Source organism: Mesorhizobium sp. M0217, from assembly GCF_040321955.1.
Lineage (GTDB): Bacteria > Pseudomonadota > Alphaproteobacteria > Rhizobiales > Rhizobiaceae > Mesorhizobium.
Genome location: NZ_JAMYSN010000016.1, coordinates 1 through 12326, shown reverse-complemented (window position 1 = coordinate 12326; position 12326 = coordinate 1). Strand labels below are relative to the sequence as shown.

At 61.8% G+C, this 12326-nt stretch carries 24 protein-coding genes; all 24 read right to left on the bottom strand.

Annotated elements, in window-relative coordinates; genetic code table 11:
* Window positions 1-166 precede the first annotated feature (166 nt).
* Window positions 167-775: an adenylate kinase gene (locus NKJ18_RS22495; protein ID WP_023726809.1), complete on the bottom strand. Its 609-nt coding sequence runs from the start codon at window positions 773-775 to the stop codon at window positions 167-169.
* A complete protein-coding gene (secY, locus tag NKJ18_RS22490) occupies window positions 772-2112 on the bottom strand; it encodes a preprotein translocase subunit SecY (protein WP_023672761.1) in 1341 nt (446 codons plus the stop codon). Before secY ends, NKJ18_RS22495 begins: the two co-directional genes overlap by 4 nt.
* Before the next feature lie 257 nt (window positions 2113-2369).
* Window positions 2370-2840, bottom strand: a complete 471-nt coding sequence (gene rplO, locus NKJ18_RS22485; protein WP_023672760.1) for a 50S ribosomal protein L15 — start codon at window positions 2838-2840, stop codon at window positions 2370-2372.
* A gap of 22 nt (window positions 2841-2862) precedes the next feature.
* On the bottom strand, window positions 2863-3060 hold the full coding sequence (rpmD, locus tag NKJ18_RS22480; protein WP_006205449.1) for a 50S ribosomal protein L30: 198 nt from the start codon (window positions 3058-3060) through the stop codon (window positions 2863-2865).
* A gap of 24 nt (window positions 3061-3084) precedes the next feature.
* Window positions 3085-3648, bottom strand: a complete 564-nt coding sequence (rpsE, locus tag NKJ18_RS22475; protein ID WP_006333394.1) for a 30S ribosomal protein S5 — start codon at window positions 3646-3648, stop codon at window positions 3085-3087.
* A gap of 154 nt (window positions 3649-3802) precedes the next feature.
* Window positions 3803-4162 carry a 50S ribosomal protein L18 gene (rplR, locus tag NKJ18_RS22470; protein ID WP_023682602.1) on the bottom strand — a complete coding sequence of 120 codons (360 nt, stop codon included), beginning with the start codon at window positions 4160-4162 and terminating at the stop codon, window positions 3803-3805.
* A gap of 140 nt (window positions 4163-4302) precedes the next feature.
* Window positions 4303-4836: a 50S ribosomal protein L6 gene (gene rplF / locus NKJ18_RS22465; protein WP_023682603.1), complete on the bottom strand. Its 534-nt coding sequence runs from the start codon at window positions 4834-4836 to the stop codon at window positions 4303-4305.
* A 41-nt stretch (window positions 4837-4877) separates the two neighbouring features.
* Window positions 4878-5276, bottom strand: coding sequence for a 30S ribosomal protein S8 (gene rpsH / locus NKJ18_RS22460; RefSeq protein ID WP_006205453.1), 399 nt, complete (start codon window positions 5274-5276; stop codon window positions 4878-4880).
* A 12-nt stretch (window positions 5277-5288) separates the two neighbouring features.
* Entirely contained in the window at window positions 5289-5594 is a 306-nt protein-coding gene (rpsN, locus tag NKJ18_RS22455; protein ID WP_010909282.1) for a 30S ribosomal protein S14, read from the bottom strand.
* Between the two features lie 27 nt (window positions 5595-5621).
* Complete coding sequence (gene rplE / locus NKJ18_RS22450; protein WP_023672755.1) at window positions 5622-6221, bottom strand: 50S ribosomal protein L5; 600 nt, start codon at window positions 6219-6221, stop codon at window positions 5622-5624.
* Window positions 6214-6528, bottom strand: coding sequence for a 50S ribosomal protein L24 (gene rplX, locus NKJ18_RS22445; RefSeq protein WP_013531428.1), 315 nt, complete (start codon window positions 6526-6528; stop codon window positions 6214-6216). Before rplX ends, rplE begins: the two co-directional genes overlap by 8 nt.
* Window positions 6529-6540: 12 nt before the next feature.
* Window positions 6541-6909, bottom strand: a complete 369-nt coding sequence (gene rplN / locus NKJ18_RS22440; protein ID WP_006205457.1) for a 50S ribosomal protein L14 — start codon at window positions 6907-6909, stop codon at window positions 6541-6543.
* Window positions 6910-6981: 72 nt separating this feature from the next.
* Window positions 6982-7221, bottom strand: coding sequence for a 30S ribosomal protein S17 (gene rpsQ, locus NKJ18_RS22435; protein WP_010909280.1), 240 nt, complete (start codon window positions 7219-7221; stop codon window positions 6982-6984).
* Between the two features lie 11 nt (window positions 7222-7232).
* Window positions 7233-7433 carry a 50S ribosomal protein L29 gene (gene rpmC / locus NKJ18_RS22430; RefSeq protein ID WP_006205459.1) on the bottom strand — a complete coding sequence of 67 codons (201 nt, stop codon included), beginning with the start codon at window positions 7431-7433 and terminating at the stop codon, window positions 7233-7235.
* 13 nt (window positions 7434-7446) lie between these two features.
* Entirely contained in the window at window positions 7447-7860 is a 414-nt protein-coding gene (gene rplP / locus NKJ18_RS22425; protein WP_006205460.1) for a 50S ribosomal protein L16, read from the bottom strand.
* A 26-nt stretch (window positions 7861-7886) separates the two neighbouring features.
* Window positions 7887-8612 carry a 30S ribosomal protein S3 gene (gene rpsC, locus NKJ18_RS22420; protein WP_023672753.1) on the bottom strand — a complete coding sequence of 242 codons (726 nt, stop codon included), beginning with the start codon at window positions 8610-8612 and terminating at the stop codon, window positions 7887-7889.
* Entirely contained in the window at window positions 8612-9001 is a 390-nt protein-coding gene (gene rplV, locus NKJ18_RS22415) for a 50S ribosomal protein L22 (protein WP_006205462.1), read from the bottom strand. The genes rpsC and rplV overlap by 1 nt, the downstream gene beginning before the upstream one ends.
* A 2-nt stretch (window positions 9002-9003) precedes the next feature.
* On the bottom strand, window positions 9004-9282 hold the full coding sequence (gene rpsS / locus NKJ18_RS22410) for a 30S ribosomal protein S19 (RefSeq protein ID WP_006205463.1): 279 nt from the start codon (window positions 9280-9282) through the stop codon (window positions 9004-9006).
* 16 nt (window positions 9283-9298) lie between these two features.
* Entirely contained in the window at window positions 9299-10132 is an 834-nt protein-coding gene (gene rplB / locus NKJ18_RS22405; protein ID WP_023706515.1) for a 50S ribosomal protein L2, read from the bottom strand.
* A gap of 22 nt (window positions 10133-10154) precedes the next feature.
* The gene (locus NKJ18_RS22400; protein ID WP_023672751.1) at window positions 10155-10448 is read right to left on the bottom strand and encodes a 50S ribosomal protein L23; all 294 of its coding nucleotides are present in this window, start codon (window positions 10446-10448) and stop codon (window positions 10155-10157) included.
* Window positions 10445-11065: a 50S ribosomal protein L4 gene (rplD, locus tag NKJ18_RS22395; RefSeq protein ID WP_023672750.1), complete on the bottom strand. Its 621-nt coding sequence runs from the start codon at window positions 11063-11065 to the stop codon at window positions 10445-10447. Before rplD ends, NKJ18_RS22400 begins: the two co-directional genes overlap by 4 nt.
* Window positions 11065-11793, bottom strand: coding sequence for a 50S ribosomal protein L3 (gene rplC / locus NKJ18_RS22390; RefSeq protein WP_023682606.1), 729 nt, complete (start codon window positions 11791-11793; stop codon window positions 11065-11067). The genes rplD and rplC overlap by 1 nt, the downstream gene beginning before the upstream one ends.
* A gap of 61 nt (window positions 11794-11854) precedes the next feature.
* A complete protein-coding gene (gene rpsJ / locus NKJ18_RS22385; RefSeq protein WP_010909272.1) occupies window positions 11855-12163 on the bottom strand; it encodes a 30S ribosomal protein S10 in 309 nt (102 codons plus the stop codon).
* Between the two features lie 69 nt (window positions 12164-12232).
* Window positions 12233-12326: EF-Tu C-terminal domain-related protein (locus NKJ18_RS22380; protein ID WP_476738618.1), on the bottom strand; the 94-nt coding region annotated here is incomplete at its 5' end.

Below are 12326 nucleotides of genomic sequence, written 5' to 3'. Positions count from 1 at the left end.
CATGCGCGGCGCTGTTCAAATTACCCCGCGTCCGGTGGAGGCCGGCCCTTGCGGGAGTTCCCTAGTTTCAATGCGGCCGCCTTGCCCTTGCGGACAAGCAAGCCTCATGCCTGATAGGAAGACGGGCCGCCATAACCCAGCGAACCGTTCCAGTCAAGCGCAATCTCTACTTTGCCGTAACGGTTTCCCGCGTCACCGCCGCGAGCAGCGCTTCAATCTCCGCCGTCACGGTCTCGACAGGGGCCATGCCGTCGACACTCCTAAGCGAGCGTTTGGCATAATAATAGCCGATCAGCGGCGCGGTCTTCTTGTAATATTCCCGCAGGCGCTCTTCGAACACCACCGGATTGTCGTCCTTGCGCACCGGCTGTCCGGCGGCCTTGGCGTCGTCGGCGCGCTTGACGATGCGGCCGACCAGCGCTTTGTCGTCGACGACGAACTCGATCACGGCATCGAGGCCAATGCCGCGCTCGGCGAGCATCGATTCAACCGCATCAGCCTGCACCAGCGTGCGCGGATAGCCGTCGAGAATGAAACCGTTGATGCAATCGGGCTGATCGATGCGCTCGGCCACGATGGCGTTGACGATGGCGTCGGAAACCAGCTCGCCGGCGTCCATCACCGCCTTGGCGCGCTTGCCGACTTCGGTGCCGGCCTGCACGGCCGCCCGCAGCATGTCACCCGTCGACAGCTGCGGTATGCCGTATTTTTCTACCAGTCTTTGTGCTTGCGTCCCCTTGCCCGCTCCTGGCGGCCCAAGCAATATCAATCTCATCTGGCCTTCTTCCCCCCGCGCAGCTTCGACTTCTTGATCAGGCCCTCATACTGGTGCGCGATCAGGTGACCCTGGATCTGCGCCACCGTATCGAGGGTTACACTGACCACGATCAGAAGCGATGTGCCACCGAGGTAGAATGGTACGCCAGTCGCCGAAATCAGGAACTCGGGCAGCAGGCACACCAGCACCAGATAGATGGCGCCGACGACGGTGATGCGCGTCAGGACATAGTCGATGTAATCGGCGGTGCGCTCACCCGGACGGTAGCCCGGAATGAAGCCGGAATGCTTCTTGAGCTGGTCGGCGGTGTCCTTCGGATTGAACACGATGGCCGTGTAGAAGAAGGCGAAGAACACGATCATTGCCGCATAGAACAGCATGTAGAGCGGCTGGCCGTGGCCGAGCGAGGCGAGCACGGTGCTTGCCCAGGCCGGCAGGTTTGTCGTCTGCGAGAAGCCGGCGACCGTTGCCGGCAGCAAAAGCAGCGACGACGCGAAGATCGGCGGAATGACGCCCGACGTGTTGAGCTTCAGCGGCAGATGCGAGGTATCGCCCTGGAACATGCGGTTGCCGACCTGGCGCTTCGGATACTGGATCAGCAGGCGGCGCTGCGCGCGCTCGAAGAACACGATCAGCGCGATGACGATGATAGCCAGCACGATGATCGCGAGTATCAGCCCGGTCGATAGGGCGCCGGTGCGGCCGAGCTCCAGCGTGCCGGAGATGGCGCGCGGCAGGCCGGCGACGATGCCGGAAAAGATGATCAGCGAAATGCCGTTGCCGATGCCGCGGGCGGTGATCTGCTCGCCCAGCCACATCAGGAACATGGTTCCGCCAACCAGCGTGACGACGGTCGAGATGCGGAAGAACATGCCGGGATCATTGACGATGCCGTTGCCGCCTTCCAGGCCCACCGAAATGCCGTAGGCCTGCACCAGCGCCAGGAGTACCGTGCCGTAGCGCGTGTACTGGTTGATGACCTTGCGGCCCTGCTCGCCTTCCTTTTTCAGCGCCTCCAGCGACGGAATGACCGAGGTCATCAGCTGCATGATGATGGAGGCTGAGATGTAAGGCATGATGCCGAGCGCGAAGATCGCCATGCGCTGCACGGCGCCGCCGGCGAACATGTTGAACATGCCGAGCACGCCCTTGGCCTGCGAAGAGAAGGCCTGCGCGAATGCATCCGGATTGATGCCGGGCAGCGGGATATAGGTGCCGAGGCGATAGACGAGCAGCGCGCCGACGGTGAACCAGATTCGCTTCTTCAGGTCCTCCGCCTTGGCGAAAGCCGCAAAATTCAGATTCGAGGCTAGTTGTTCAGCAGCCGAAGCCATGCCTGATTCTCCGCTAGAGCATGATGCCGAAAAGTGTGAAGCGGTTTTCGGACAACGTCATGCGCTACTTCTTTGATTTGTATGTCACGCTCGATGCCCGCAGCTCAGGCGGCGCGTGGCACCGAAGCTCACGAGATAAGCTCCGGGCTCTAAACATGCAAGCGGCCGCGTTGACGCGGCCGCCTAATTGATTGGATCAAAGCGCAATCGTGAACAAAAACGGATACCGTTCCTGCCGACCGCGCTTCAAATTGCCGTTACTCCGCTGCCGCTTCCGGCAGCTTGACCGAACCGCCGGCCTTTTCGATCTTCTCGATCGCGGCCTTGGAGGCGCCCGCGACGTCGAAGGCAAGCTTTGCCTTGAGCTCGCCGTCCGAGAGGATGCGCACGCCGTCCTTGACGCGGCGGATGACGCCGGCGGCAACGAGCGCCTCGGCCGTCACGGTCGCCTTGGCGTCAAGCTTCTTGGCATCGAGCGCCGTCTGGATACGAGCCAGCGACACGACGACAAAGCTCTTGGCGAAGATGTTATTGAAGCCACGCTTCGGCAGGCGCCGATAGAGCGGCATCTGGCCGCCCTCGAAGCCGTTGATGGCAACGCCGGAGCGCGCCTTCTGGCCCTTGACGCCGCGACCGCCGGTCTTGCCCGAGCCGGAGCCGATGCCACGGCCGAGACGCTTCTTGGAGTGCGTCGCGCCGTCCTTGTCACGCAGATCGTTGAGTTTCATCTGGGTTCTCCTGCGCTTTTGCTCAGCCCTCGTCCACGACGCGGACGAGATGCTGGACGGCAGCGATCATGCCGCGCACCGAGGGAGTGTCCTCCAGCGTGCGCTGCTTGTGCATCTTGTTGAGGCCGAGGCCGACCAGCGTCGCGCGCTGTTCCTTCGGGCGGCGGATCGGCGAACCGATCTGCTCAACGGTGATGGTCTTGGTTGCTTTCTTGGCCATGGTCAAAATCCCTGGTCAGATCGACTATTCTTCAGCCGCAACGGCGGTGCCGCGGCGGGCCTGAAGGGTCGAATATTTGATGCCGCGCGCAGCAGCCACATCCTTGGGATGCATCTGGCTCTTCAGCGCGTCGAATGTGGCGCGAACCATGTTGTAGGGGTTCGACGAACCCATCGACTTGGCGACCACGTCATGCATGCCGAGCGTCTCGAAGACAGCGCGCATCGGGCCGCCGGCGATGATGCCGGTACCCTGCTTGGCAGCGCGCAGCAGCACGCGTCCGGCACCCCAGCGTCCTTCGACGTCGTGGTGCAGCGTGCGGCCCGAGCGCAGCGGCACGAAAATCATGTCGCGCTTGGCCGACTCGGTTGCCTTGCGGATCGCTTCCGGCACTTCGCGCGCCTTGCCGTGACCGAAGCCGACGCGGCCCTTCTGGTCGCCGACGACGACGAGTGCTGCAAAACCGAAGCGACGGCCGCCCTTGACGACCTTGGCGACACGGTTGATGTGGACGAGCTTGTCCACCATGCCGTCATCGCGTTCTTCACGATCGCGGCCGCGGCCGCCATCCCTACGTTCCTGTGCCATATCCTGTTCCTTGTTTTTTTCCGGAAGCACGGTTGCTGATAAGATCCGGTGCGCCTCTTTGGGTCACCGGGGGCGAATTATTTTTCCTTGCATGATCTTGTCCGAAAAGTCTGCAACTTTTTGCTGCGCTGACCTTCGGTTCGGGATCAGGCAATTAGAAGCTCAGACCGCCTTCACGGGCAGCCTCGGCCAGCGCCTTGACGCGGCCGTGATAGATATAGGCGCCGCGGTCGAAGACGACTTCCTTGACGCCGGCCTTCGAAGCACGCTCGGCGATCAGCTTGCCAACAGCGGCTGCTGCCTCGGTGTCGGCGCCGGTCTTGAGCGAACCCTTGAGGTCCTTCTCGAGTGTCGATGCAGCCGCGATGGTATGGCCCTTGGCGTCGTCGATGACCTGCACGTAGATGTTCTTCGACGTGCGGTGAACCGAGAGACGCGGGCGCTCGCCGGCGACCTTCTTGATCTGGCGGCGGACGCGCTGCGCGCGGCGCTGGATGGATTCCTTGGTAGCCATGATAATCTTCCTTGCCTTCAAAAAACGGGGGCCGCCATGTGCGGTAGGCGAAAGCGCCTCCCGCGACCGCTCCCCGCGGCGTTGCACTTCTTTGGCTTGGCCTTTTCCGAAAAGTCTGCAACTTTTCGGGACCAGGCCTACTACTTCTTCTTGCCTTCCTTGCGGACGATCTTCTCGCCGGCATAGCGGACACCCTTGCCCTTGTAGGGCTCGGGACCGCGATACTCGCGAATCTCGGCGGCAACCTGGCCGACCTGCTGCTTGTCGATGCCGGTCACGGTGATTTCCGTCGGCTTCGGCACAGTGATCGTGATGCCGGCCGGCGTCTCGTAAACGACGTCGTGGCTGAAGCCAAGCGCCAGCTGCAGGTTCTTGCCCTGAAGTGCCGCGCGATAGCCGACGCCGGTGATCTCGAGCTTCTTTTCGAAACCGTCCTTGACGCCCTGCAGGATGTTGACGATCTGCGTGCGCGACATGCCCCACTTGGAGCGGGCGGTCTTGGTCTGGTCGCGCGGCTGGACAGCGATTTCGCTGCCTTCCATCTTGACCAGCACTTCGTCGTTCACCACGAACTTCAGCTCGCCCTTGGGGCCCTTCGCCGTCACGGTCTGGCCGTTGACGGTCGCGGTCACGCCCTGCGGCAGCGAAACGGGTTTCTTTCCAATACGAGACATTTGGTTGTCCTCGTCACTTCTCTTGTTTCAGGTCTGCCGAATTAGAAAATCTGGCAGAGGATTTCGCCGCCGACATTCTGTTCGCGTGCTTCGTGATCGGCCATCACGCCCTTCGGCGTCGAAAGGATGGCGATGCCGAGGCCGTTGGCGACGTGCGGGATCGACTTGGCCGAAACGTAAACGCGGCGGCCAGGCTTCGAGACGCGGGCGATTTCGCGCACGACCGGAGCACCGTCGAAATACTTCAGCTCGATTTCGATTTCGGACTTGCCGTTGTCGAAGTCGGTCTGGCTGTAGTCGCGGATATAGCCTTCAGCCTTCAGCACGTCGAGGACGCGGGTACGCAGGCGCGACGCCGGCGTCGAAACGCTCGACTTCTTACGGCCATACGCGTTGCGGATGCGGGTCAGCATATCGCCGAGAGGATCGCTCAATGACATGTTATGTCCTCCTTACCAGCTCGACTTGACCAGGCCCGGGATCTGGCCGTTATTGCCGAGATCACGAAGCGCGATGCGCGATACTTTGAGCTTGCGATAATAGGCGCGCGGACGGCCGGTAACTTCGCAGCGGTTGCGGATGCGGATCTTGGCCGAGTTGCGCGGCAGGGCAGCAAGCTTCAGCTGAGCGCGGAAACGCTCTTCCATCGGCTTGGACTGGTCCATGATGATCGCCTTGAGCGCTGCGCGCTTGGGACCGTACTGGTCGGCAAGCTTGCGGCGCCTGTTGTTCTTCTCGACTGAGCTGGTCTTTGCCATTTCAGATTTTTCCTTTTCTCGCTGCCGTTACTGGCGGAAGGGGAAGTTGAAGGCCTTGAGCAATGCCCTGGCTTCGTCGTCCGTCTTCGCAGTCGTACAAACGATGACGTCCATGCCCCAGATCTGATCAACCTTGTCGTAGTTGATCTCCGGGAACACGATGTGTTCCTTGATGCCCATGGCGTAGTTGCCACGGCCATCGAAGCTCTTCGGATTCAGTCCGCGAAAGTCGCGGACGCGCGGCAGTGCGATGTTCACGAGACGGTCGAGGAACTCGTACATGCGTTCCTTGCGCAGCGTGACCTTGGCGCCGATCGGCATCTTCTCGCGGACCTTGAAGCCGGCGATCGAATTACGGGCGCGGGTGACGACGGCCTTCTGGCCGGCGATCATCGCCAGGTCTTCGGCCGCGATCGAAGGCTTCTTCGAATCCGCGGTCGCTTCGCCGACGCCCATGTTCAGCACGATCTTGTCGATGCGCGGAACCTGCATCTCGTTCTCGTAGCCGAACTGCTCCTGCAGCGCCTTGCGGATGGTCTCGTTGTAGACCTGCTTGAGGCGCGGCGTGTTCTGGGCCTTGGACTGTTTGCTTTCAGCCTTGGGCTTCGTGGTTTGAGCCTTAGCCATTGATGACTTCTCCCGAGCGCTTGGCGACGCGCACCTTCTTGCCGTCCTTCTGGAAGATGAAGCCGACGCGGGTCGGCTTGCCATCCTTGGGGTCGGCGAGCGCGATGTTCGACAGCTGGATCGGCGCTTCCTTGGTGATGATCCCGCCCTCTTGGGACTGGGACTGCTTCTGGTGACGACGGATCATGTTGACGCCGCGCACCAGCGCGGTGTCTTCCTTCGGCTGAACCGAGAGGACTTCGCCCGAACGGCCCTTGTCCTTGCCGGCCAGCACGACGACCTTGTCGCCTTTTCTAATCTTTTGCATTGGTCCGGCTCCTTACAGCACTTCAGGCGCGAGCGAGATGATCTTCATGTGGTTCTTGGCGCGGAGTTCGCGCGGAACCGGTCCGAAGATACGCGTGCCGATCGGCTCTTTCTTGTTGTCGACGAGAACGGCCGCGTTCTTGTCGAAACGGATCACGCTGCCGTCCGGGCGGCGGATGTCCTTGGCCGTGCGAACCACGACCGCCTTCATCACATCGCCCTTCTTAACGCGGCCGCGCGGAATGGCTTCCTTGATCGACACCACGATGATGTCGCCTACGGAAGCGTATTTCCGCTTCGAGCCGCCCAGCACCTTGATGCACATGACACGACGGGCGCCGGAATTATCCGCGACGTCGAGGTTTGTTTGCATCTGAATCATGACTGGCCGCCTTCTTCTCTTCTAACGGGACGGGCTCAAAGCCCCTCCCCGGTCTGTCCAAAATTCGGTTTGTTACGCCTGGTCCGAAGACACGACGATCCAGCGCTTGTCCTTGGAAATCGGCTTCGATTCCTGGATGAACACCTGATCGCCGACCTTGTGGGCGTTGTTCTCGTCGTGCGCCTTGTACTTCTTGGTCATGCGCACGGTCTTCTTCATCACGGGATGCGTGAAGCGCCGTTCGACCTTGACGACTACCGTCTTCTCGTTCTTGTCGCTGACGACAGTGCCCTGCAGAATGCGCTTTGGCATGATTTTCGTCCTTAAGCCTTCTTGGCCGCGGACTTTTCCGCAGCGATGGTCTTGATACGCGCAATGTCCTTGCGAACCTGCCGCACGCGCGCGGTCTTCTCGAGCTGGCCGGTGGCCTTCTGGAAGCGCAGGTTGAACTGCTCCTTCTTCAGGCTGGCCAGATCGTCGGTCAGCTGGTCCTGGGTCTTCGTCCGGATGTCTTCGGCTTTCATGATCAGCCCGTCCTTATTCTGCGATGCGCTGTACGAAGCGCGTCCTGACCGAGAGCTTGGCCGCGCCGAGACGCAGCGCCTCACGGGCGGTTTCTTCGTTGACGCCGTCGATCTCGAACATGATGCGGCCCGGCTTGACGCGCGCCGCCCAGTAATCGACAGCGCCCTTGCCCTTGCCCATGCGCACTTCGGTCGGCTTCGACGTCACCGGCACATCAGGGAAAATACGGATCCACACGCGGCCGGCACGCTTCATCTCACGAGTGATCGCGCGGCGGGCCGCCTCGATCTCACGCGCGGTGACGCGGTTCGGCTCCAGCGCCTTCAGCCCGAAACCACCGAAATCCAGGTTGGTGCCGCCCTTTGCGGTACCATGGATACGGCCCTTGAACTGCTTGCGGAACTTTGTGCGCTTTGGCTGCAGCATCGTTCTAACTCCAAATTCCTAAATAATCAGGCGTTTTCGCGACGACGACCGCGTTCGCGATCACCACCACCGCCATGCGCAGCATCACCCTCGGTCGCGCGACGCTCCGAAGCCATCGGATCGTGCTCGAGGATTTCGCCCTTGAACACCCAGACCTTGACGCCGCAGATGCCGTAAGCCGTATGCGCTTCGGCCGTGCCATAGTCGACATCGGCGCGCAGCGTATGCAGCGGCACGCGGCCTTCGCGGTACCATTCCATGCGTGCAATCTCGGCGCCGCCGAGACGGCCGGCGCAGTTGATGCGGATGCCTTCGGCGCCCAGGCGCATGGCCGACTGAACGGCGCGCTTCATGGCGCGGCGGAACGCGATACGACGCTCGAGCTGCTGGGCGATCGACTGGGCGACCAGGGTCGCGTCGATTTCCGGCTTGCGCACTTCAACGATGTTCAAGTGCGTCTCGGACTTCGTCATCTCCATCAGCTTCTTGCGAAGCTTCTCGATGTCGGCGCCCTTCTTGCCGATGATCAGACCCGGACGCGCCGCATGGATGGTGACGCGGCACTTCTTGTGCGGACGCTCGATCACGACCTTGGAGATCGCAGCCTGCTTGAGTTCCTTCTCAAGATACTTGCGGATCTTGATGTCCTCATGCAGCAGCTTGCCGTACTCGCCGGTGTTCGCGAACCAGCGCGAATCCCAGGTGCGGTTGATGCCGAGGCGCAGACCGATCGGATTGACTTTCTGACCCATTATGCGGCCTCCCCTTTTTCTTCGACTTCACGAACGACGATCGTGAGGTGCGAGAACGGCTTCTCGATACGGCTGGCGCGACCGCGGCCACGAGCATGGAACCGCTTCATGACGATCGACTTGCCGACATAGGCTTCCGCCACGATCAGCGCATCGACGTCGAGGTCGTGGTTGTTTTCCGCGTTGGCGATCGCCGATTCCAGCGTCTTCTTGACCGTGCCGGAAATCCGCTTGGCCGAGAATTCGAGGTCGGAAAGCGCTGTCGCGACCTTCTTGCCGCGGATCAGCGCGGCAACCAGGTTCAGCTTCTGCGGGCTGATACGGATCGTGCGCAGAACGGCGCGCGCTTCGTTGTCAGCAAGCCTGCGCGGAGCTTTGGCCTTGCCCATGATTATTTCCTCTTCGCCTTCTTATCCGCGCCGTGACCGTAATAGGTCCGGGTCGGAGCGAATTCACCGAACTTGTGACCGACCATGTCCTCGTTCACCGAGACGGGAACATGCTTCTGGCCGTTATAGACACCGAAGGTGAAGCCGACGAACTGCGGCAGGATGGTGGAGCGACGGCTCCACATCTTGATCACCTCATTGCGACCACCTTCACGAACCTTGTCCACCTTCTTGAGAAGGTAGCCGTCGATGAAGGGGCCTTTCCAAATAGAACGAGTCACTTGGCGTTACCTCTTCTTAGCTCTTGCGCTGATGGCGCGAGCGCAGGATGAACTTGTCGGTCGCCTTGTTGGACCGCGTCTTCTTGCCCTTGGTCGGCTTGCCCCACGGGCTGACCGGATGACGGCCACCGGAGGTGCGGCCTTCACCACCGCCATGCGGATGGTCGACCGGGTTCATGGTCACGCCGCGATTGTGCGGGCGCTTGCCGCGCCAGACCGTGCGGCCGGCCTTGCCGTCGTTGATGTTGCCGTGGTCGGGGTTCGACACGGCGCCGACGGTGGCCATGCAGGAGCCGTGAACGACACGCTGCTCGCCCGAGTTGAGGCGCAGGATCGCCATGCCCTGATCGCGACCGACCAGCTGGCCGTAGCCACCTGCCGAGCGGGCAACCTGGGCGCCCTTGCCCGGCTTCAGCTCGATGTTGTGGACGATCGTGCCGACCGGCATCGAGGCCAGCGGCATCGCATTGCCCGGCTTCACGTCGACCGATTCACCGGCCACGATCTTGTCGCCGGCGGCAAGGCGCTGCGGAGCGATGATGTAGGACAGCTCGCCATCGTCATACTTGATCAGCGCGATGAAGGCGGTGCGGTTCGGATCGTATTCAATGCGCTCGACCGTGCCGACGACGTCGAACTTGCGGCGCTTGAAGTCGATGATGCGGTACGAACGCTTGTGACCGCCGCCGATGAAGCGGGCCGTGATGCGGCCGTGATTGTTGCGGCCGCCCGACTTCGTCAGGCCTTCGGTCAGGCCCTTGACGGGCTTGCCCTTGTAGAGGCCCGAGCGGTCGACGATGACCAACTGGCGGGTGCTCGGCGTTACCGGGTTGAATTTTTTAAGTGCCATTGTCCTGTCCTCGCGGCCTAGCTCAGAGACCCGTCGCGACGTCGATCGACTGGCCGTCGGCCAGCGTCACGATCGCCTTCTTGACGTCGCTCTGGCGGCCGATCGTGCCGCGGAAGCGCTTGATCTTGCCCTTGCGGACAAGCGTGTTCACGGCCGTAACCTTGACGCCAAACAGCGCTTCGACAGCGGCCTTGATTTCCGGCTTCGACGCCTTCTTGGCGACGTTGAAAACAACCTGGTTGTTCTCGGAAGCCATGGTCGACTTTTCGGTGATCGCCGGCGAGACGATCACGTCGTAATGACGGAGGTCGGTCATTTAAAGCGCTCCTCGAGAGCCTCGACGGCGGCCTTCGAAAGGACCAGCGTGCCGCGGCGCAGAATGTCGTAGACGTTGATGCCCTGGATGGGCAGCACGTCGATGTTCGGGATGTTGGTCGCCGCCAGCTTGAAGTTCTGGTCAAGCTCGGCACCGCCAATCACCAAGGCATTGGTCAGGCCCAGCGTCGCGAAATTCGCGATCAGCGCCTTCGTCTTGGCCTCGGTCAGCTTCAGCTCGTCGATGATGATGATCGACGCGCTCTTGGCCTTGGCCGAGAGAGCATGCCGCAAGCCCAGAGCGCGCACCTTCTTCGGCAGATCGTGCTCGTGGCTGCGAACGACCGGGCCGTGGGCCTTGCCGCCGCCGCGGAACTGCGGAGCGCGTGCCGAATGGTGACGGGCGCGGCCCGTACCCTTCTGCTTGTACATCTTGGCGCCGGTGCGCGCGATTTCGGCGCGGCCCTTGGCCTTGTGCGTGCCCTGCTGCCGTTTGGCCAGCTGCCAGCGCACGACGCGCTGCAGGATGTCCTCGCGCGGATCAAGGCCGAAAATCTCCTCGGAGAGTTTCACCTTGCCGGCGTCCTTGCCGCCAAGCGTTGTGATCTTGAGATCCATTATTCTGCTCCCTCTGCGGCCGGAGCCTCGTTCTTGGCGCCACTCTCGGCGGCAACGGCGCGGATCGCGGCAGGCTTCGGCGCATTGGCCGGCAGTGCCACCTTGGCCGCATCGCGGACCAGGATCCAGGCGCCCTTCGATCCGGGAACCGCACCGCGGATCAGGATCAGGCCGCGATCGGCGTCGGTCGAAACGATCTCGACATTCTGTGTGGTGACGCGGGTGTCGCCCATGTGGCCAGCCATATGCTTGCCCTTGAACACTTTGCCCGGATCCTGACGCTGGCCGGTCGAACCGTGCGTACGGTGCGAAACCGAGTTACCGTGCGTCGCGCGGCCACCACCCATGTGGTGGCGCTTGATGACGCCCTGGAAACCCTTGCCGATCGTCGTGCCCGTCACATCGACCTTCTGGCCGGCGACGAAGTGCTCGACGGTGATCTCGGCGCCGACATCGATCATGTTGTCGGCGGAGACGCGGAACTCGGCGACCTTCGCCTTCGGCTCGACGGAAGCGGTCGCGAAATGGCCGCGCATCGCCTTCGACGTGTTCTTCACCTTGGCAAGGCCAACGCCGAGCTGGACGGCGGTATAGCCGTTCTTCTCCTGCGTGCGCTGAGCCACGACCTGGCAGTTCTCCATCTGGAGAACGGTGACGGGAACATGTTCCCCGGCATCATTATAGATGCGGGTCATTCCCACCTTCTTTGCAATCACACCTGAACGCATCGGTTCAATTCCTTTAGAGTTCCGGGCCAGGGGCACCGCCCCTTACCGCGCTCTCATTCCCTTAGAGCTTGATCTCGACGTCGACACCGGCGGCCAGATCGAGCTTCATCAAAGCATCGACCGTCTGCGGGGTCGGATCGACGATGTCGAGCAGACGCTTGTGCGTGCGCATCTCGAACTGCTCGCGGCTCTTCTTGTCGACGTGAGGCGACCGGTTGACCGTGAACTTTTCGATCCGCGTCGGCAGCGGAATGGGGCCGCGGACGTTTGCTCCGGTGCGCTTGGCCGTCGACACGATTTCTTTCGTCGAGGCGTCGAGCACGCGGTGATCAAACGCCTTCAGGCGGATGCGGATATTCTGTCCGTTCATGCGTCACTTCCTTGTTCTGGCGCGGCGCGGGCAAATCCTGCGCCCGCGACAGATCGGTTTAAGTCTAAATTACTCTTTGATGGTGACGACGATGCCGGCACCGACGGTGCGGCCGCCTTCACGGATGGCGAAGCGCAGCTTCTCTTCCATGGCGATCGGCACG